Source organism: Marinobacter algicola DG893 (assembly GCF_000170835.1).
In the GTDB taxonomy this organism is placed as follows: domain Bacteria; phylum Pseudomonadota; class Gammaproteobacteria; order Pseudomonadales; family Oleiphilaceae; genus Marinobacter; species Marinobacter algicola.
In genome coordinates this window covers 1-20,420 of record NZ_ABCP01000014.1, presented here as the reverse complement: position 1 = coordinate 20,420, position 20,420 = coordinate 1, and the positions used below count along the sequence as shown (strand labels likewise).

General features: G+C 57.8%; 18 protein-coding genes. 9 read left to right on the top strand and 9 right to left on the bottom strand.

Annotated features, from left to right (window positions below):
- Positions 1–16: 16 nt before the first annotated feature.
- The gene (locus tag MDG893_RS20510; protein WP_007153839.1) at positions 17–409 is read left to right on the top strand and encodes a helix-turn-helix domain-containing protein; all 393 of its coding nucleotides are present in this window, start codon (positions 17–19) and stop codon (positions 407–409) included.
- 142 nt (positions 410–551) lie between these two features.
- Here MDG893_RS20510 and MDG893_RS10880 read toward each other — a convergent pair whose 3' ends face one another.
- Both MDG893_RS10880 and MDG893_RS10875 read right to left on the bottom strand, forming a co-directional pair.
- Entirely contained in the window at positions 552–1,739 is a 1,188-nt protein-coding gene (locus MDG893_RS10880; RefSeq protein ID WP_040474518.1) for a Fic family protein, read from the bottom strand.
- 417 nt (positions 1,740–2,156) lie between these two features.
- Complete coding sequence (locus MDG893_RS10875; protein ID WP_007153837.1) at positions 2,157–2,660, bottom strand: winged helix-turn-helix transcriptional regulator; 504 nt, start codon at positions 2,658–2,660, stop codon at positions 2,157–2,159.
- Between the two features lie 112 nt (positions 2,661–2,772).
- Between MDG893_RS10875 and MDG893_RS10870 the strand changes: the two genes are divergently transcribed.
- Genes MDG893_RS10870 through MDG893_RS10860 form a run of 3 tightly spaced genes read left to right on the top strand, consistent with a single transcriptional unit; the run spans position 2,773 to position 5,386 of the window.
- On the top strand, positions 2,773–3,507 hold the full coding sequence (locus MDG893_RS10870; RefSeq protein ID WP_007153836.1) for an SDR family oxidoreductase: 735 nt from the start codon (positions 2,773–2,775) through the stop codon (positions 3,505–3,507).
- Positions 3,508–3,518: 11 nt separating this feature from the next.
- Positions 3,519–4,124: a 2-hydroxychromene-2-carboxylate isomerase gene (locus MDG893_RS10865; RefSeq protein ID WP_007153835.1), complete on the top strand. Its 606-nt coding sequence runs from the start codon at positions 3,519–3,521 to the stop codon at positions 4,122–4,124.
- The gene (locus tag MDG893_RS10860) at positions 4,121–5,386 is read left to right on the top strand and encodes an MFS transporter (protein ID WP_007153834.1); all 1,266 of its coding nucleotides are present in this window, start codon (positions 4,121–4,123) and stop codon (positions 5,384–5,386) included. Before MDG893_RS10865 ends, MDG893_RS10860 begins: the two co-directional genes overlap by 4 nt.
- A gap of 270 nt (positions 5,387–5,656) precedes the next feature.
- Here the strand turns inward: MDG893_RS10860 and uvrD are convergent, their stop codons facing one another.
- Positions 5,657–7,822 carry a DNA helicase II gene (gene uvrD, locus MDG893_RS10855; RefSeq protein WP_007153833.1) on the bottom strand — a complete coding sequence of 722 codons (2,166 nt, stop codon included), beginning with the start codon at positions 7,820–7,822 and terminating at the stop codon, positions 5,657–5,659.
- Positions 7,823–8,133: 311 nt separating this feature from the next.
- Between uvrD and MDG893_RS10850 the strand changes: the two genes are divergently transcribed.
- Together MDG893_RS10850 and MDG893_RS10845 are read left to right on the top strand one after the other, a co-directional pair.
- Positions 8,134–9,330: a porin gene (locus tag MDG893_RS10850; RefSeq protein ID WP_007153832.1), complete on the top strand. Its 1,197-nt coding sequence runs from the start codon at positions 8,134–8,136 to the stop codon at positions 9,328–9,330.
- Between the two features lie 14 nt (positions 9,331–9,344).
- A complete protein-coding gene (locus MDG893_RS10845; protein WP_007153831.1) occupies positions 9,345–9,776 on the top strand; it encodes a hypothetical protein in 432 nt (143 codons plus the stop codon).
- Here the strand turns inward: MDG893_RS10845 and MDG893_RS10840 are convergent.
- Positions 9,773–11,227 carry an NAD-dependent succinate-semialdehyde dehydrogenase gene (locus MDG893_RS10840; RefSeq protein ID WP_007153830.1) on the bottom strand — a complete coding sequence of 485 codons (1,455 nt, stop codon included), beginning with the start codon at positions 11,225–11,227 and terminating at the stop codon, positions 9,773–9,775. The two genes, MDG893_RS10845 and MDG893_RS10840, sit on opposite strands and share 4 nt — an antisense overlap.
- 171 nt (positions 11,228–11,398) lie before the next feature.
- On the opposite strand from MDG893_RS10840, the gene MDG893_RS10835 reads away from it, so the two are divergent.
- Entirely contained in the window at positions 11,399–12,412 is a 1,014-nt protein-coding gene (locus tag MDG893_RS10835) for a histone deacetylase family protein (RefSeq protein ID WP_007153829.1), read from the top strand.
- Positions 12,413–12,415: 3 nt separating this feature from the next.
- Here MDG893_RS10835 and thiI read toward each other — a convergent pair whose 3' ends face one another.
- The gene (gene thiI / locus MDG893_RS10830; protein WP_007153828.1) at positions 12,416–13,870 is read right to left on the bottom strand and encodes a tRNA uracil 4-sulfurtransferase ThiI; all 1,455 of its coding nucleotides are present in this window, start codon (positions 13,868–13,870) and stop codon (positions 12,416–12,418) included.
- A gap of 161 nt (positions 13,871–14,031) precedes the next feature.
- On the opposite strand from thiI, the gene ppnN reads away from it, so the two are divergent.
- Entirely contained in the window at positions 14,032–15,426 is a 1,395-nt protein-coding gene (gene ppnN / locus MDG893_RS10825) for a nucleotide 5'-monophosphate nucleosidase PpnN (RefSeq protein WP_007153827.1), read from the top strand.
- Positions 15,427–15,438: 12 nt separating this feature from the next.
- Here the strand turns inward: ppnN and MDG893_RS10820 are convergent, their stop codons facing one another.
- The gene (locus MDG893_RS10820) at positions 15,439–15,777 is read right to left on the bottom strand and encodes a c-type cytochrome (RefSeq protein ID WP_007153826.1); all 339 of its coding nucleotides are present in this window, start codon (positions 15,775–15,777) and stop codon (positions 15,439–15,441) included.
- Positions 15,778–15,972: 195 nt separating this feature from the next.
- On the opposite strand from MDG893_RS10820, the gene MDG893_RS10815 reads away from it, so the two are divergent.
- Positions 15,973–17,076, top strand: coding sequence for an enoyl-CoA hydratase/isomerase family protein (locus tag MDG893_RS10815; protein ID WP_007153825.1), 1,104 nt, complete (start codon positions 15,973–15,975; stop codon positions 17,074–17,076).
- Between the two features lie 18 nt (positions 17,077–17,094).
- On the opposite strand, the gene MDG893_RS10810 is transcribed toward MDG893_RS10815, so the two are convergent.
- The 3 genes from MDG893_RS10810 to MDG893_RS10800 all read right to left on the bottom strand — a co-directional run bounded on the left by MDG893_RS10810 (position 17,095) and on the right by MDG893_RS10800 (position 20,387).
- Positions 17,095–17,790 (bottom strand): ankyrin repeat domain-containing protein, encoded by a 696-nt coding sequence (locus tag MDG893_RS10810; protein ID WP_007153824.1) that lies wholly within the window; start codon positions 17,788–17,790, stop codon positions 17,095–17,097.
- A gap of 73 nt (positions 17,791–17,863) precedes the next feature.
- Positions 17,864–20,005 (bottom strand): tRNA(Met) cytidine acetyltransferase TmcA, encoded by a 2,142-nt coding sequence (locus MDG893_RS10805; RefSeq protein ID WP_007153823.1) that lies wholly within the window; start codon positions 20,003–20,005, stop codon positions 17,864–17,866.
- A gap of 4 nt (positions 20,006–20,009) precedes the next feature.
- Positions 20,010–20,387, bottom strand: a complete 378-nt coding sequence (locus tag MDG893_RS10800; protein ID WP_007153822.1) for a DUF2237 family protein — start codon at positions 20,385–20,387, stop codon at positions 20,010–20,012.
- Positions 20,388–20,420 lie beyond the last annotated feature (33 nt).

Sequence of the window (20,420 nt, the reverse complement as noted above, 5' to 3'; positions counted from 1 at the left end):
ATAGGGGTTATTAAGCATGCCTAAATTGAAGCGAACACCGCTAACGCCAAACGAACGGTCGCTGATTCGAGAGCAGACCTTTGCAGAGCTTGAAGCCGGAAAAATTCACCTGGGCCAGGCCCTTCGTCGATTTCGCCTGAAGTTTACAGGGTTGAACCAGAAGCAATTCGGAAGACTTACGGGGTTCTCTGCCACGACTATCTCTGCGATTGAGAGGGACCCAGAGTCGGGCACTGTTCGAACGCTCAATAAGATTCTTCGAAAGTTTGGTATGCAACTGACAATGGGGATGATTAATCGAAGCAGTGAAACTCAGCCAGTGAGTGCCTCCACGGCTGGGAATAAGGAACGTTTTCTCTCACCCAAGGAGGCAAAAGAAGCCATTGACCGGGCGGTCTCTGGTACCTGAATGATCGGACTGTTCGTGCTGAAAATGAAACGCCCTCATACATCGACTGAATGTTCGCTTTGCGACCAAGGCATACTCCGGGCACATAAAAAAAAGCGAACACTTTCCTTTCGATGCTTTTCGACGTTAAAGCGGGAACCACCTACTGGGGTGAGAGTTTTGGGAAATAGACGGGCTCAGCATGTTCCGGAACAGACCAAAGAAGTGGCGAGCGACTATCCTTTGGGTCTGCATCGACCAGCAAGCCTAGATCGCGAAGCTTTTTAAGCAGTCGCCGGGCAGTCCGCTCATCACGCTCCCCAGTTAATGCCAGGGCATCAGACCTTGAGATCGATCCCTGAATGAACGCCTGATACAGAACCCATGTAGAAGCGGGTTTCAGGTCATCCCTGCTCGCCACGAAGTCTTCGATTCGACGTTTCATCGATTTCAGGTTCAGAAGTTCTGAAATGTAGCTGACTTGGTCAACGGAGGTATCCAGAACGAAATGACAGAAGCGGGCCAGACCAAGCTCACTGAGCGGGCCTCTGCCATCAGTTTGGCCCTGCTGGACGGCGTCAGCTTGAGCCAAGTTGCTTTTGTACTTCTCGGAGTAAATCGCAAGCCCACGGCTCAAACACCAGACGCCCACGCTTTCCAGTCCGGCCGCCCGGAATGCCGCATCCGTCCAAAGACGAACAACTCGGCCATTGCCATCCAGGAATGGGTGGATCCAGAGGAATCGATGGTGTGCAGCTGCGATTGCGATCAGACGTCGATCACCTTGGTGTCTGACGCTTTTATATTCGTTGCAGAACTGCGTCATTAGCTGTTCCAGGTTTTCGGCGTCTGGTGGTATGTGCCGACCAACCTTTACCCCTCGATCCCTGAATTTTCCACCCTCAACCCACGCGATTTCCCCCGTTTCATCCAGCTCGACCTTTTTAAGGTCGCTAGGCAAGTCCCTGTAGAATCGGCGATGCAGCTCTTTGATGAAGTCCACGGAAATAACTTCTTCCAGACTCCGATCCTCAGACGCTATCCACGCTTGTACGTCGATGTGGGCAAGAGACTCAATCTGTTTGTCCCGAGCAACCGGATCGTCCTCAAAATTTCCCCGCTGGGCCTCGCGGATCTGGTGAGGAAGGGTTCGATTGCCTTCAATCAAATTGCTATAATACGAGTTGATGACAGCCATGTGCCGGCGCAACGTATTCGCTGTCTCCGGCTCAAGCTGGCCGGCAACCTGAGCGGCCTTCCTGTTCAGGATGCTGGCCAGATCGAGAAGCCCCTCTTTCGTACAGGATTTCTCGTTTGGCGCAAAAGGCGCGGCACTCATCCAGGATGTCATCTGATACCTTAATTCGTGTAGTGATTCTGAGTTTCTGACCGGTAGTTTGTCCGGGTATTTGTCCGGTTTCCAGCAGCGGCACACAGCTCCCTCTGACGGCAATTTATTTTACTTGAAGCCAGTATAAATAGGCACTGACACCATTTCCAGTTTTGGAGCTCAGTTTCATCGGATCATATTTTCTACTTTTCTGTCCGGCCAATTGACCGGCAATTTGTCCGGCAAAATTTTGTTTGGCTCTCTTAATCTTATATGGAGGGAAAGATGCTCAACCGTTAAGCCAGAGCCAGATCAGAAAAGCCAGAAAGGCGATGCTGCCAATATGGCGAGGGCGGTGCCTTGGAACGCTAGCCCGATGCCAGTCCATTGCAGTCGACTCATCCGTTCGGAATGTTCAAGAAACGGACTGGGATGACATTACTTGGTCTGTTGCCCGGAGGCACGATTTGGGATCAGATCGCGGGCTGTTCTCCCCCAATTAGGACCGACTTCGACACGAACGTCCCGAGCCGTTACTTCCTCACCGCATTTGGAGCAAGTAGTCACCGGAGCCATGCGGTGCCCGCAGGTTTTATGGATGTGCACGAGGGGAACTCCACGCTCATCGGTCATGTACGTGTTGCCCCAATGCACCAGTGACATGATTACCGGGTGCAGGGCGAGTCCTTTTTCGGTCAGGCGGTATTCCTCTCGAAGTGGTTTTTCCTGATACGGAACTTTGGTCAGTACATCGTTCTCAACGAGCTTTTTCAGCCGGTCCGTTAATACATGACGGGTAATGCCAAGCCGGCTTTCGAACTGATCGAATCGACGTACTCCCAGAAAACAGTCCCGCAGGATAATGAGTGTCCAGCGATCACCGACAACAGCCAAGGCTCTGGCCACTGAACACGGCTCTTGATCCAGCTCTTCCCAACGCATGTCTTAACTCCTCGTGGATTCCGCCGTCATTTTAACTTGACAGGTTCCAAAAAGGAACTGACTATTAGTGAGTTCTAAAAAGGAACCCAAGGGTAGCAAGGGGCAAAGAGTTATGACAAATAACGAACAACAAGTGGCTGTCGTGATCGGTGCCGGCGATGCGACTGGTGGGGCGATTGCGCAGCGATTTGCCAGAGAAGGCTATGCGGTTGTTGCAACACGGCGTCATCAGGATGCGTTAGCTCCGCTCGTCAAGGAGATTGAAGAAAATGGCGGTCAGGCCATCGGGCTGGGGTGCGATGCTCGTGACGAAGAGGCTATGTGCGGTCTGTTCTCAAAAATTGAGTCGGAAATTGGTGAAGTCGGTGTTGTGGTGTTCAACATCGGTGCCAATGTTCAGTTTCCGATTACCGAGACAACCGGACGTGTTTACCGAAAGGTGTGGGAAATGGCCGCATTCGCGGGATTCCTTGCTGGCAGGGAGGCGGCCAAAGTTATGCTGCCGCGGGGCCGGGGAACCATCATCTTCACGGGTGCTACGGCTTCCATGCGAGGCGGCCCAGGTTTTGCCGCGTTTGCCAGTGCCAAGTTCGCCTTGAGAGCCCTGGCTCAGAGTATGGCCAGAGAACTGGGGCCCAAAGGTATTCACGTGGCGCACTCAATCATCGACGGTGCGATTGATACAGCCTTCATCCGAGAAAACTTCCCAGATCGCTACGCGCTGAAAGCGCAGGGCGGAATCCTCGATCCCGACCATATTGCCGAACAGTATTGGCAGCTCCACAAGCAACCCAGAGACTGCTGGACCCATGAGCTGGACCTCCGGCCTTGGATGGAAACCTTTTAGGGAGTGACGCCATGACTCAAGTAATCGATTTCTATTTTGATGTGGGAAGCCCTGCCAGTTACCTGGCCTGGACACAGCTGCCCACGCTGGCTCAAAGAACACATTCAGACATACGCTGGAAGCCCATGCTGCTGGGAGGCGTCTTCAAAGCTACCGGCAACCAGTCGCCGGCGATGAATCCAACGAAATCCCGTTACACACGCATGGATATGGAACGTTTCGCTCGGGCTTACGGTGTGCCCCTCAACTTCAACCCCCATTTCCCGATAAACACGCTGCTACTGATGCGGGGTGCTGTCGGCTTTTTGGGGGCTCAAGAGTTTCATCGGTATCTGGAAGTGGTGTTTCGCGCGATGTGGGTTGATCAGAAGAACATGAACGACCCCGAAGTCGCGGCTGACGTGCTGTACCAGGCAGGATTCAATCCCGACAAGGTGCTGGCTCTTTGTGAAGCCCCGTCCGTCAAGGCGGAACTCAAACAGTTCACCGAAGAAGCGGTGGAGCGTGGTATCTTTGGCGCTCCTACGTTTTTCGTTGGGGACGAGATGTTCTTCGGACAAGATCGAATGCCACAGTTGGAAAATCACCTTTCAGAGAGGCAGGGGGCAGAGTTTTGAACGCTTCCCCGGGCACCTATGATCGGTTGATCAATCCTGTCCTGATCGCCGGGTGCATCATCATTCTGGTCAGTTTTGCGGTTCGCGCATCGTTCGGGCTGTTCCAGTTGCCGATTGCCCTGGAGTTTCAATGGCCCAGGGAGTCGTTTTCACTCGCTATTGCGATTCAGAACCTGTTCTGGGGCATCGGGCAACCGATCTTTGGCGCATTCGCAGAACGCTATGGGGATCGAAAGGCGATTCTGGGCGGTGGCGCTTTTTACGTCGTCGGGCTGGTGTTGTCAGCATTTGCCATTACCCCTGGGCAACACCAGTTGCTGGAAATGCTGGTCGGTTTCGGCATTGCCGGTACGGGGTTTGGGGTCATCCTGGCAGTCGTCGGGCGTGCGGCTTCAGACAAACACCGATCGATGGCGCTCGGGATTGCAACGGCCGCAGGTTCTGCCGGCCAGATCGTCGGCCCACCCGTGGCAAACGCTCTCCTTAGCGAGATGCCCTGGCAGTCGGTTTTTATTGCCTGCGCAGGCTTTATCATGCTTTCCATGATGGCCTTGCTGCTCATGCGAGCACCGAAGCCACAGAAGCCCACGGGGGACGAAGAACCCATGGGTGTTGTCATCAAGCGTGCGGTGCGAGATCCGTCGTTCCTGTTTATTTTTATCGGTTTCTTTTCCTGCGGCTACCAACTGGCCTTTATCACTGCACACTTCCCGGCCTTCATTACGGAAATGTGCGGCCCGATTGCCCCGAACAGCTTACTCTACACACTCGGGGTGACATCGGCTTCCGGTCTTGGCGCCATTTCCATCGCACTGATTGGGTTGTTCAATATTGGCGGAACACTGTGCGCTGGTTGGCTGGGGAACAAGTACTCCCGAAAATACCTGCTGGCCAGCGTCTACCTGCTGAGAACGCTCGTTTCGGCGGCCTTTATCATGACGCCGATCACCCCGGAAACGGTGGTGCTGTTTTCCGTTGCCATGGGTTCGCTCTGGTTGGCCACGGTACCGCTGACATCGGGGTTGGTAGCTCATATCTACGGCCTGAAATACATGGGCACGCTCTACGGCCTGGTATTCTTCTCCCATCAGTTAGGCGGGTTTTTAGGTGTTTGGCTGGGCGGTGCAATGTATGACATCTACAACGACTACACCCTGGTTTGGTGGGTTGGCGTGGGAGTGGGAGCTATCTCAGCGGTCATTCACTTGCCGGTTAAGGAGTATCCTTGGTCCCAGCGAGACAAGACAGCGCTGGCCACTTGATCCAGCCTTGCCTCATTTATCTTTCTGAGAATGCTCGCAGCAGAGTCTCAAGTGGGCGACGATGGTTTTGGCAGCCAATTTCTTGGTTGAAAGCTATGGTTTAACCACCACCAGCGCAGGTACGGGATAGCCTTTAAACAAATTTGTGGAGCAATGGATGCCTGAAGATAAGCGACCTAAGATGGCTCGAACACTTCTTTGGAAAGGCCGCCGCGTGCCTGGGCCAACTCCCGAACTATCAGTTTTGGCAAACAAAGCTGACTCCCGATCTCAGCATGCCTCCAACGGCGCGTAGGCCAACACCAGCCACTTCGCCCCTTCATCAAAGTTCACCTGCACCCGGGTATGATGACCAGAACCCTCGCTGTTCATCACAATACCCTCACCAAACTTGGGATGGCGTACCCGCTGGCCCAGGCTGAAACCCGTTCCAACGTCCGGTTCCTGGCTGAACAGGCCCTCGTTCGGGCGGGCCATCATGGCTGGCCGGCTGACTGTATTGCGCAACCGCACTTCCTGGATGCAGTCGCCAGGAATTTCACGAACGAAGCGGGAAAGCGCGTGGAATTTCTCCTGACCATACAAACGGCGGGATTCGGCGTAAGTAAGCACCAGCTTTTGCATGGCCCGGGTAATGCCCACGTAGGCCAGGCGCCGCTCTTCCTCCATCCGCCCCGGCTCTTCAAGCGACATGCTGTGGGGGAACAAACCTTCCTCCACCCCGGCCAGGAACACCAGTGGAAACTCCAGACCCTTGGCGGAATGCAGCGTCATCAACTGCACGCAGTCTTCATTGACCTCGGCTTGTGCCTCGCCGGCGTCCAGAGCCGCTTGGGCGATAAATTCCGATAACGGATCAACCCCCTCCTCCGCTTCAAAGTCCGACAGGGCATTCACCAGTTCGTCCAGGTTCTCTGCCCGCGCCTGACCTTTCTCACCCTTCTCGTTGGCGTGATAATCCCTGAGGCCGCTCAGTTCCAGGGTGCTCTTCATCAGCCCATGCAGGGACGCGTCGTCCACCATCTCCGTCAGGCGTTCGATGATGCCCATAAAAGATTGCAGACCGGTTTTGGCGCGGCCCTTTACCTGCCCGGCCTCCAACAAACGCTCGGCAGACTCCCACAGGGAGATGCTGCGCTCAGTGGCGAACGCGCGCATGTCCGCCAGGCTCTTGGCACCGATACCACGGGCGGGGATGTTCACCACGCGCTCAAACGCTGCATCGTCCCGGCGATAGTGCACCAGACGCAGATAGGCGATGGCGTTGCGAATTTCCTGACGGTCGTAGAATCGCAGGCCGCCATAGACCCGGTAAGGAATGCCCTGTCGGATAAGGGATTCTTCCAGCACCCTGGACTGGGCATTGGAGCGGTAAAGAATCGCCGACTCGCTGCGCAGGTTGCCCTCACTGACCCAACTGCTGATGGTGTCAGCGATGTAGTTGGCTTCATCCTGCTCGTTGAAAGCCGCATACAGGCTGATGGGCTCACCATCTTTTCCATCAGTCCACAGCTCCTTGCCCAAGCGCCCCTGATTGTTGGCGATGACCGCGTTGGCAGCTTTCAGAATCATCTGGGTAGAGCGGTAGTTCTGCTCCAGTCTCAGCATGCGGGCGTTGGGAAAGTCCCGCTGGTACTGCTGGATGTTTTCGATTTTCGCGCCCCGCCAGCCGTAGATGGACTGGTCGTCGTCGCCCACCACGGTCAGTGGCACCCGGTTTCCCGCCAGGATCTGCAGCCAGGCGTATTGAATGGTGTTGGTGTCCTGAAACTCGTCCACCAGGATCTGCTGGAACCGGCTCTGGTAATGGCTCAACAACTCCGGGCGATGCAGCCAGAGTTCGTGGGAGCGCAGCAACAGCTCGCCGAAATCCACCAGCCCGCTCAGATTGCAGAGCTTTTCGTACTGGCGGTAGACCGTCAGCATGGTGCTGGTGAAATGGTCGCCGGGGTTTTCCTGGATATGTTCCGCCCGCAGACCCTCATCTTTCTGGCCGTTGATAAACCACTGGGCCTGCTTCGGCGGCCAGCGGCTTTCATCAATCTCAAGTTCACGCATCACGCGCTTGATCAGACGCAACTGATCATCACTGTCCAGCACCTGGAAATTCTCCGGAAGGCCGGCGTCCTGGTGGTGGGCCCTGAGCAGCCGGTGGGCAATGCCGTGAAAGGTGCCAAACCAGAGACCTCGGGCCGGAATGTGCATCATCTGCTCAATGCGATAACGCATCTCCTTCGCCGCTTTGTTGGTGAAGGTCACCGCGAGGATGCCCGTCGGCGGTACTTTGTCCACCTGCATCAGCCAGGCAATCCGGTGCACCAGCACCCGGGTCTTGCCACTGCCCGCACCGGCCAGCACCAGCAAATGATCATTCTGGGCCGTCACCGCCTCACGTTGGGCGTCGTTCAGGGCGTCGATAATGTGGGAGACATCCATAGAGATCCGGTCGCTACTGGTTAAATGAACAGGTGCGGAATTATAACAGGAGAAAGGAGGGTTTGCCGGGTGGGGGTGTATTGGGTTTACCGCACACATGTACGGTGCCGATACAGAAAATGTGAACGCTTTTTATGAAACTGTCGTCAACTTGGGTATACTCCCGCCGCGGGTTGCCCGGAAGAGCCTTCAGTTCCTCCGCTGGCCACCGTTTTCCCGCACCAGACAATTTGCAGGGGCAAGGAATAACTCCCCTGAAGCCAGGAAGGCGCCCGCATTTTGCGACCAGACATCAAAGGAGATGATGTACGATGTACTCCGTATACCCAAGCACTACCCGTTTTACCCCCCGTTTTGCCTTTACCGCCCTCGCACTGACCGCGACCCTGTCGTTACCGGCCATGGCTGATGATAGCGACCGGATTGACCAGTTGGAGCAGCGGCTGGATTCCATGCAGAAACAGATGACCGAGTCGAGCCTGGAAAAGGTTCGCCTTAACGGTTTTTTCAGCACCGGTTATACCCGCGCCAACAACGATGCCGGTTACGACGAGGCAACGGAACAATCCGACCTTGAGACTCTCAGCCTGTTTGGCCTGCAGACCACCTTTGCCCTCGGCCGCAACACCGACGCGGTCATGCAGCTGGTGTCCCGTGGCAACGAGGATTGGGACACCGAACTGGAATGGGGCTACCTGCGCCACCAATTCGCCAATGGCTCCGAACTGAGAGCCGGTAAAATGCGCCTGCCGCTGTTCATGGAGTCCGAGACTCTGGAAATCGGCTATGGCCAGCCTTGGGCACGTCCACCGGAGGCGGTCTACGATCCGGTGCCAGTCCGCAGCTACCTGGGTGCCGATGCGGCCTACACGCTGAACCTGTCCAGTTCCTCTATTCAGGCCCACGCTTTTGCCGGCCATCTGGACGACGATGCCGACTCCCTGGGCCGGAGCGTAAGCGTGGAACTGCGCAACATCACGGGCCTGACCGCCAACTGGACCAATTACCTGTGGACGTTCCATGGCGTTTACGCCCGTGCGGAAGCCACCATCGGCGGAACACCACCGCTGGGTGACGAAGAGAAAACTGAGTTCATGGGGTTGGGCCTGTCCTATGACGATGGCAGCTGGCTGTTGATGTCGGAACTGACACGGGTTGAAGTGGACGGCTTTTACCAGGACACGGACTCCGCCTACATCACTCTCGGCTATCGGATAAAAGAAGTCACCCCGTATGTCACCGCCTCCTGGGTCGAAAGCCAGGACAATTACGAGCGCGACGGCACTCCGCTTGAGGTGTTGGACGTACGCCGCCAGGCCTACAGTCTGGGATTCCGCTGGGACATGACCACCTCGGTTGCCATGAAGGTGGACTGGACCCACGCAAGGGGCTTCGGCAAAACCACCGGGGGCCTGATTGGCAACCAGCTGGATGCCCTGGCCGGCAATCCCGGCGGCCGATTCGACAGCACCGACGTATACACCGTCCGGCTTGATGCCGCATTCTGATCAGGAGGGACACCATGGCGATTCGACGCGTATCCCTGCCCGCATTGCTCATCGCGTTATGCCTGTTGAGCAGCGTCTCCCGGGCGGAACTGGTGATCATCGGCCACCACGGTGGCCCGGATTCGATCACCGTGCAGCAGGTGAAGGACATTTACCTGAACCGCAGCTCACGAATGCCTGACGGCCAGCGCGTGGTCGCATTCCAGCTTCCAGCGGGTAACAGCATGCGGGATGAGTTCAATGACCTGATCACCGAGCGCAATGACGCCTGGCTGAAGTCGTTCTGGTCGCGGCAGGTTCTGACCGGGAAGGGGCATCCGCCGAGGGAGGTATCCTCGGCGAACAGCATGAAGAGCGTGGTGTCATCCACCCTGGGCAGTATCGGCTATCTCGATTCTACCCTGGTGGATGACTCCGTGAAGGTCCTGTTGACGCCGGAACCTTAAAATCCGTGCGGAACGGTCTGGGCCTCAACGAATTCGAACAGGCCTTCCAGACCACCTTCGCGGCCGATGCCGGACGCCTTCATGCCACCGAACGGCGCTTCCGGCGTTGGGCCGGTACCGGTGTTCCAGCCGCAATGTCCAAAGCGCAGCCCGGCGGCTACACGTTGGGCGCGTTCCGCATCTGCAGTAAACACATAGGAAGCCAGACCAAATTCGGTGTCGTTACCGGCATCGATGACTTCTTCCTCCGTGCGGAAGGTGGCCATGGGCACCAGCGGGCCGAAGGTTTCCTCGCGGGAGCAGCACATGTCCCGGGTCACACCGGAAATGACCGTCGGAGGGAAGAACAGGTGGCCATCCCCCAGATCTGCCGGCTTCTTGCCGGCTACCAACTCACCGCCCCGTTCGAGGGCGTCTTCCACGTGGCGCTTCACCTTGTCGAACCCGGCCTTGTTGATCAGCGGGCCAAGGTCAACGTCTTCCGTCAAACCATTACCCACGGTCATGCGATTGACCCGGTCGGCAAGTTTCTGACCGAATTCATCCACCACTTTCTCGTGAACGAAAATTCGGTTGGCACAGACACAGGTCTGGCCGCCGCCTCGGAATTTGTTGGCGATCAGGTTATCGGCTGCGGCATCCAGGTCCGCATCGTCAAAGACAATAAACGGTGCGTTGCCACCCAACTCCAGGGCCAGCTTCTTCACCTGGTCGGCCGTATCCAGTATCAACTTGCGGCCCACTTCGGTAGAACCGGTGAAGCTGAGCATGGGCACGTCGGGGCTTTCGCACAGCACCTTGCCGATCACACTGGCCTTGCCCATGACCAGGTTGACCATGCCATCTGGCAGGTCGACGTGTTTGTCCATCAGCGCGAACAGCGCAATCATCGTCAGCGGCGTTTCGCTGGCCGGCTTGATCACCGACGGGCACCCGGCCGCCAGGGCGGCGGACAGCTTCTTGGCGATCATGCCAATGGGAAAGTTCCAGGGTGTGATCAGGCCAGTAACACCAATCGGGCGGTAGTGCACCGTCCAGGTACAGTCTTTCGGCTTTTCGGGAATGGTGTGAGCGTCCAGTGCCTGGATGTGTTTGGAGCAGTAATCGAAGAACCCGGCGGCGTAGTCCACTTCACCCTGCGCTTCCTTCAACGGCTTGCCGTGCTCCATACACAGGATACGGCCCACTTCCTCTTTATTGGCCTTGAGTGCATCACGAATATCTTCCAGCCACTTGCGACGGGTTTCGATGGAATAGGGACTGGTTAAACGAAGCGCAGACTTGCCCGCTTCAACTGCCTTGTACACTTCGCTTTCGGACATCGATGCCACACTGGCAACCACCTCACCCGTGGCCGGGTTATAGACATCGAAGGTGTTACCGTCCGGCGAATCAGACCAGCGACCGCCGATGTAGCCAGTCAGCTTGGGAAGCAGTGGTGACTCGATCATCTCGGCTCCTTTTAACAATGTTCTCGGAATGTATGAATTGGGGTTTGCGTCAGTGTGATATGTCTCTCATAGTGGATGCAGAAACCGCCACTGTAAAGTCAGACCATGGTGTTTTGACCAGCGCCGGCGGGGGCCTATACTCGAACCATGTCATTATCAGGAGGCAGGAACATGAAGGCGTTTTTTCATCCCTCGCAGGATCAGCATCTTCCGAAGACCTACTTCACCCGCGGCCAGATGCGTCAGCCCCAGGAAGTTCCTGATCGCACCGCTCAAATGCTGGAAGGACTGAAGGCCATGGGCATTCCGGTATTACAGCCAGCAGACCAGGGTGCCGGGGCGATTTCAAAGGTCCACGATCTGGGCTACCTGCGCTTTTTGGAGTCTGCCCACCGTCGTTGGTCGAAGATGGAAGACTGGGGTGACGAAGTGATTTCCAATATCTTCGTTCGGTCACCGAATGCCCTCAAAGGCATCCTCGCCGAAGCCGCCCGCTACCAGGCCGATGGTAGCTGCCCCATCGGCGCAAACACCTGGGACGCCGCCTACTGGTCTGCCCAGACAGCGCTCGGCGCTGCTGACGCCCTGGTTGCCGGCGAGCGCCACGCCTACGCGGTGTGTCGACCGCCGGGCCACCACGCCCGAAAAGATGCCGCCGGAGGCTTCTGTTACCTCAACAATGCCGCTATTGCCGCAGAGCACTTGAAGCCCCGTTATCCCAGGATTGCCATACTGGACACCGACATGCACCACGGCCAGGGCATCCAGGAAATCTTCTACGATCGCAGCGATGTTCTCTACGTGTCGATTCACGGTGATCCCACCAACTTCTACCCGGTGGTCAGCGGCTATGAAGACGAGCGTGGTGAAGGGGAGGGGTTTGGCTACAACATCAACCTGCCGATGCCCCACGGGTCGTCAGAGCAGGATTTTTTCGACAAACTGGATGAGGCACTGGCTGCCATCCGTCTTTTCCAGCCAGACGTGCTGATACTGACCTTGGGGTTCGACATCTACTACAACGACCCCCAGGCCAAGGTATCGGTTTCCTCCGAAGGCTTCTGTCGCCTGGGCTCTGACATCCGTCGCACCGGCCTGCCCACCCTGGTTGTGCAGGAAGGCGGTTACGATCTGGAAGCTCTGAGCGCCAACGTGCAGCAGTTCTTCAAGGGACTGGAAGGGTAGGCATCAGCTTGCCGGGGCGTACACCTTGATATTGGTGTGCCCCTCGGCCTTCAGATGGCAGGCATGCATCCGGCTCATGGTGCCGCGGTCACAGTACAGCAGGTACTGCTTGTCGTCCGGCATAGACTGGATCCGCTCATTCAGCTCGTAGAACGGTATCTCCATCACCTGATTGCTGGTGAGCTGCAGCGGTGACTGCTCCCCTTCAGACGGGTGGCGCACGTCAATGATCACATCATTCACGGCCGGCGTATGAACAAGTTCCACCTCTTCTGGCGTCCGGGTGGTTTCCAGAAGGCGGTTGACCGGTGTGTCCTGACGGCTGGCGATGGCCTGCTCCAATACCCGGGCGTCCATAGCGGCCTCATCTTCCTCTACCCGATGGAGCTTGGCACGGGTGGCCGGCTTACGGGAAATCACACCGCAGTACTCCGGCATAGTGCGAGCAAACGGTTCGGTACCGATGTCCCGGGCGATGTTGATAATGGTTTCCTTGTCCATGGAAATCAGCGGCCTTAGCACCACCTCGTTACTGGCCCGGTCCACCACGTTGAGGTTTGACAGAGTCTGGCTGGACACCTGCGCCACGGCATCACCGGTCACCAGACCAGCGGCGTTGTTGGCGGCCGCAATATCAGAGGCGGCTTTCAGCATCTGGCGTTTGAGTACCACCCCCCAGTGGCGCTGATTGACTGAACGCATGATTTCAGCCACCACGCCTTCAAAGGGCACGGAAATGAACTTGGCGCCGTGGGAGGCGCCGTAACGATCCCACAGATAATGCACCACCTGGCGCACGCCAATTTCATGGGCGGGGCCACCGAGACTGAAAAACAGAAAATGGGAGCGAAGCCCCCGACGCATCATCAAATAAGCCGCCACCGAGGAGTCATATCCACCGGACACCAAAGTCATCACCGTTTCCACTGCGCCCAACGGGTAGCCGCCAGCACCACGGTGTTTGCGGTGGGCAATGTGGTAATGGTCCTCGTGGACCTCAAGACGCACTTCAATATCCGGGTTGCGAAGGTCTACGCCCTTGGGCTCGGAGGCTTCAAAAAGGGCGGCTCCAACAAAACGCTCCAGGTCAATTGAGCGAAATTCGTGATAACCCTGTCGGCGGACCCGAACCGCAAAGGTTTTGCCGCGGATACGGTCTGCGTAGGCCGTTACTGCCTGCTCCGCCACGTCGTCCATACTTACCCAGGGAAAGACACCTATCTCCTGGATGGTCGAAATCCCCGGAATACGACCCAACTCATCTATCACCGGGCCAGCCAAACCACGCCCGTCAGGGATCGCCACATCCACCCGGTCCCAGGAACCCTCAACGTGGATATCGTTGTCCAGGCGTGCCAGCAGTTTACGGATATTTTGCCGCAGGTGCCGCATCTGTTGCCGGCGAACGGGTTTGCTCTTGATGGCCACTTCAGCGGCGGGGCGTATAAGGAGTTTCATAAATCGGACGTCTGTCGGGTAGCGTAATTACAGTAAAGCGCTTAGTGTAACGGTTTCACGGTTTGCCTCAAAATCGGGCATTCTCGAGACCCGCTATACTGAAACAGAAAGGAACGCCCTATCGCCAAGGGCCCGCAGCACATTCAGGAGTTCTTCCGTTCATGACCGAATCCACCATCAATGCCCTGGTTTCTCCAGAAGGCAGCCTGGAAATCCTCTCCAACTTTGAAGTCAACCGACTTAAGGACAAAAGCGAAGGGGGCCTGTACCGGCTATTCCGGCAATGCGCCCTGGCCGTGCTCAATACGGGTGTTGAAACCGACGACGGTAAAACTCTGATGGAAGCCCACGCCGACTTCGACGTTCGCCTGATTCCACAACCACGCGGCCTCAAACTGGAACTGGTCAATGCGCCGGCCCATGCGTTTGTGGACGGGCAGATGTTGCGCGCCATTCGGGAACATCTGTTTTCGGTATTGCGGGATATCATTTATTCCTATTCCATCCCCGAGTCTGCAGAGGGACTGCGCCGGGACGACCCTGAAGGCATTACCAACCTGATTTTTCACATTCTCCGCAACGCCCGCGTGCTGCAGGCAGGGCGTCATCCGGACCTGGTGGTGTGTTGGGGTGGCCACTCCATCAACGAGCGCGAATATCAGTACAGCAAGGAAGTGGGCCACCAGTTAGGCCTGCGCGGGCTGAGCATTTGCACCGGTTGTGGCCCTGGCGCCATGAAAGGCCCGATGAAAGGCGCGACCATTGGCCATGCGAAACAGCGGGTAAAAAACGGCCGTTACATCGGCCTGACGGAACCGGGCATCATCGGTGCCGAAGCGCCGAACCCGATCGTTAACGAGCTGGTGATCATGCCGGACATCGAGAAGCGCCTCGAAGCTTTCGTTCGGACGGGCCACGGCGTGATTGTGTTCCCCGGAGGTGTGGGTACCGCCGAGGAAATTCTCTATCTGCTGGGCATCCTGCTGCACCCGGACAACGCCGACCTGCCCTTCCCGGTCGTCTTTACCGGACAGCAGGAAAACGCGGAATACTTCGAGATGATAGACCAGTTCATTCGCAATGCGCTCGGCGATGAAGCCGCCAGCAAGTACGAGATCATCATCGACGATCCGGACAAAGTCGCCCATACCATGAAACAGGGTATGAAGGACGTGGAAACCTTCCGCCGGGCCATGCAGGACGCCTACTATTTCAACTGGATGCTGAAGATCGACCCGGTGTTCCAGATGCCGTTCGAGCCTACCCACAAAAGCATGCGGTCGCTGGAGCTACACCGTGACCAGCCAGTTCACCTGATTGCCGCCAACCTGCGCAAGGCATTCAGCGGCATCGTCGCCGGCAACGTCAAGGAAAGCGGCATACGCCACGTGCAGGCCAAGGGGCCGTTTGAAATATCCGGCGACCCGGAACTACTGGCTCCCCTGGAAGCGATGTTGAAAGAGTTCGTCGCCCAGGACCGGATGAAGCTGCCCGGTTCCGGCGCTTACGAACCCAGTTACCGAATTATCAGCGAAGCAACGCCTGCCATGCCCTGACGGTGATGGGGATTATTCCCCACCACCCGCCGGAAGGCTGGCGTAATAAGCAGCCAGGTTGGCAATGTCCTCATCGCTGAGGCCCGCCGCCTGACCCTGCATGATGGCGGCCTGGCCACCGTTACGTTGATTGTTCTTGTACGCCTTGAGCGAGGACACCAGATATTGCTCATTTTGCCCTGCCAGGTTGGGGTAACCCGGAATGGCCGCGATGCCATTCTTGCCATGGCAGGCTGCGCACACGGCGGCCTTGGTTTTACCGGCCTCAGCATCACCAGCGGCGATGGTAACGGCGGGAGCGGCAGCCCCCAACACAAACACGGCAGCCAGGGTGTGGTATTTCAGTCTCATTGGTTTTACCCTCTCATCGTTTTATAGCCCGACAGGACCCTGCCGGTGCGCAAGTTGCACGAATTTATAGCACAGCAGGAACAAAGCTCAAATGTGATGGATCAATAAACCGTACGTAGCCGGACATCATTTACGTCACTATTCCCATCACCTGTAACCACCTTTTATCACCCCATTCGATGCGGAGAAGTCGACATGTCCATTCAGGTTCAGGAAATCGCGTGCAGGGAAGGCAACATTGGTCTGATCACGCTGGATTCCCCTGCCACCCTGAACGCCCTGTCCGCGTCGATGATCCGCGAAACCCAGGCAGTACTGGATCAGTGGGCCGAAGCCGACCACATCAGCCTGGTTATTTTCCGCGGCGCCGGTGAACGTGCGTTCTGCGCGGGTGGCAATATCCGCGAACTCTATGGCGCCCTGTCCGGTGACGAAGACCCGGACGCACCGGCCGAATTCTTTGCCAGTGAGTATCGCCTGGACTACACCATCCACCGCTTTCCCAAGCCGGTGATCGCCATCGGCCACGGCGTGGTGATGGGCGGTGGACTTGGCATTTTCTCCGCCTGCCGCTACCGCCTGGTAACGCCCGATGTCACATTGGCCATGCCGGAGATAACCATAGGCCTGTTTCCGGATGTCGGTGCGAGCTGGTTCCTCAATCGGCTGCCAGGCCGCATCGGTTTGTTCATGGGGCTGACCGGAGCCCGGCTGAATGTCTCTGACGTGTTGAGGGTCGGCCTGGCTGACATGGCCATCCTGCCAGATCAGGTGGATTCACTGATCGAGCGCTTGAAAGAGGAGCGTTGGACCGGTGAATCAGCGGCGGATGACAACCGCCTGTTCCGGCTCGTCAAGCAACTTGAGCATCCCGACTACAGGGCACTGCCAACCAGTGAACTGGCGCGGCATGAGCAGGACATCGCCAGGCTCAGCGCAGGCGATGAGCTACCGGCCATTGTTGAGAATCTCCTGGCGGCGGAGATCGACAGCGACTGGTGGCAAGGCTGCGTGAATAACCTGCGCAACGGCTGCCCGGTCACCGCCTGGCTGGTCTGGACCCAGCTAAAGAAGGCGCAGCAAATGTCACTGAAGGACGTCTTCCGGATGGAATACACCATGGCAGCCCGCTGTACCCGGCGACCAGACTTGCGGGAAGGTATCAGAGCCAGGTTGATCGACAAGGATCACAAGCCCGCCTGGTCTTTCCCGACCGTCAGGGACGTGCCTGACGCTGTGGTTGAAGAACACTTCGAGCCGGAACTGAACGACAGCAACGACCCCATGGCACTGCGCTGAAAGGTCAGTGAGCCCGTGTCATAGCTCGGCGCCGGCCTGGATCAGCAACATCTCGATATCCCGGTTGTTGCTGGCCCGCGCCAGATCCAGCGCCGTTTGCCCGTCACTACCGCGATAGTTAACGTCTGCACCCGCCGCCAGCAGCATCTCGGCGGTCAGTAAGTCCCCGCCCTCAACAATGTGCATCAACAGCGAATGGCCGCCCTGATTCACATTGACGTTCGCCCCGGCGGCCAACAGCACTTTCACCACGGAAAGATGACCGTTACGGGCGGCACGGATCACCGGCGTTGTCCCCTCAGCGTCCGATGCATTTACGCTGGCACCGGCCGACAACAACAGTTGCACGATCCGCCGGTGACCATCCTCTGAGGCAATCATCAACGGCGTTACGCCACTTTCTGGCGCCAGATCCGGCGCGGCGCCTTCGCTGAGCAAGAACCAGACAATTCGGTCCTCACCCGCCCTCACCGCAGCCGAAAGCGGTGTGCCGGCCTCGGTTAATGTGTTCAAAGACATACCAGAGGCCGCAAGCGACTCGGTCCGTTCAAGATCTCCGTTACTGACCGCTTCCATCAAGGGCGTGTCCGCTACTGACGCCCGACGCTGCTTGAGGTTGGATGGATCTTCGCCCGTCGCACACGCTGTCATCAGCGCGCCTGCGACCAGCGCGGCGAGAAATCTCAGGAGGATGGTGCCGGTTCCCTGGGCCATGGTGATTCAGTCTCTGTTGATTTATTTTTGCGGATATTCTGGTCAGTCGCGGGCGGCAATGAAAGCGAGCGGTTCACAAGTCGGGCCGGTTCTGCAAAATATCGCCCACCAGAGAGCGCAATTCCGCTTCGCCTGCCTCCCGACCCACGCATTCACCGTCTGCCTGCAGATCGGGCCACGACCAGTCCTGTAGCACCGCCCTGGCCCAGAGGGAGCGCGAACGTTCGTCAGTCATCTCGTTGACGACGCCTGCCTGCAATGATAGCCGCCTCAGTACCGGCAAGGCCAGATCGAAGCCCCGATAGCCATTGGCAAAACTGTGCAGGTCCCTGAAGTCATCCTTATTGAGCGGTCTGCCAGCGGGAAGGCTGCAGGTTATCCGCAGAATCAACTCCGGCTCTGCGTCCACCCAGTTGCGCGGCACGAGGGTGAGCCAGTGCTCCGTCAACCTGCGACGCAAATGGTCTGTCAACGCCTTACCTTGTGCAGACACCCCGGCAAGCAACTGCAGGGGATACTCGCCGCTGCTGGCTTCGCGCTTCAGGCCAAGCCGCACTGGTTCCAACCCGCACCGCTGCCAGAACGACAACAGTCCGGCGTTGCCGCCGAAACTGGTACCGATACCGTCCAGCCCCTGCTTGCACGCATAATCATTCGCAGCCGCCACCAGTGTCTGACCCAGCCCCTCACCGCGAACCTCGGCACTCACGGCAATCCGCACGATGCGCAACAGGCGCTGGCAGGCTGCTTCGGCAAATCCACTGTGGGTGGCCAGGGACTGGGGCAAAAGATGTCCCCGCAAGCGGCGCTTGCCCAACATGACCTGCTCTGCAAGCTCGCTGTCCAGCCCCCCTTCCACCGTCGCCCAAAGCACGCCGACCAGAACACGACCGCGCGTCAGGCGCCAACTCACCGCAGCCGGGTCGTCCATCCACTGGCGCAAGTCACCGGGAGAGGTACGGTAGTGGGCATCCACCAGCAAACCGAAGGCCTCCTCCAATTCACTGTCTTTCGCGGTGCCCGGGTTCCAGCGCTCAACGGCGACATTCACATCGTCCTGACTGATGGATGGCGCCTGGGCATCCAGCAGAAACATCCGACGCGTCAACGGCTCCAGGGGGTCAGAGCCAGACCATCGTATGGGCGCCGTAATCGATGTGTTGCGCCATTGAGGCGTTTCGGCATCCAGCACCGAGCGAAACCGGATGGCAAAGCCTCTACCGGAACCTTCATAGCCATGCACCGTGGAAGCGTATATCACCCTCGGCCAGCCCAGCAGTATCTGCTTGAGCAAGTCTGCCGGTATGGCGGCGGCTTCATCCACCATCACCACCTCCGCCTCCGGCTTTTCGGCAAGCAGCCGATCCAGGGGCCAATATTCCAGCCGCCCCTGATCGCCCACCGCAACATTGTCCGTGCCCATGCCAGGATCTGAGGCCTGTCCGCAGGCCAGGCGGGCGTGGTGAAACAATGTTTTCACCGCATCCGGCCCTGGCGCCGTCACAATCACGCGCCGCCGCCCTTCATTCAGAAGACGAACCGCCGACAGGCCCAGGGCTGCAGACTTACCCCGCCCCCGATCCGCCGTCACCACCAGCGGTCGCCGACGCCGCCCCAGCCCCGTTCGAACCACCTCTTCCACAAGCGCGCGCTGGTCATCGGTAGCGCCTACCCGGAAGGCATCGCCGGGTGGTACAACCGTTGGCAGTGGCGGCTGAGGGTCAACAGACGGGTTAATGCGAATAATATCAGGATCACCGGCCACAACCCCCGCCAGACGAGCCGCAAACGGATGCTGATCGATTCCATCCAACCCGGTACGCCGGTAATCCGGATCGTCGAAACCGCCCCACTCTTTCAGCTTTGGCATCAGCCAGAAAAACAGACCACCGGCCGCAAGTGTTCCCGACAACGCCGCAAAGCCGTCCGGCGGATTCCCCCGCCAGCCATCCCAGACTACACAAGCCAGTTCCTGTCCCAACCAGCGACGTCCTTCAACCGGTTTGATCGAGGTCAGCGAGGATTCCGGCTGATCCTCAACCGGCCCAGTCCAGATCCCTGGCGCTACCGACAACGCTGGAAGAAGTTCCCCCAGCCACGCGAGAGAGGCGGTGCGATCCCCGTCTAAAACCACCAACCGCCGATGTCCGGCAGCCCGCAATCTGGCTTGCAGTTCCTGCCACCCGGACAGATCAGGCCCGATTTGATCCGCCATTCACTTAGCTCAAATCCACGGAGTGACGCTTAAGATCTTCCAGCTTTGAATACTTCAACGCTGAACGATGCGTCGCACGCAACTTCACACGCGGCGCACTATCGGCCTCAAACGCCTCCTGCCAGCGGGAGGCACACAGGCACCAGGAATCCCCCTCTTTCAACCCCGGGAAGCCAAACTCCGGCCGAGGTGTGCTGAGATCGTTACCCTGGGCGCTGGAATATTCCAGAAAATCATCGGTGACGACTGCACAGACAACATGGGCCCCCAGGTCATCCGGGCCAGTGTTGCAACACCCATCCCGATAAAACCCGGTCTCCGGATCCGTACCGCATACTTCCAGTTTCTCGCCCAATACGTTGACTGGCTCAGACTTATTCATAATCGAGACCTTCTAGCTTTGAGGAAGTGGGCT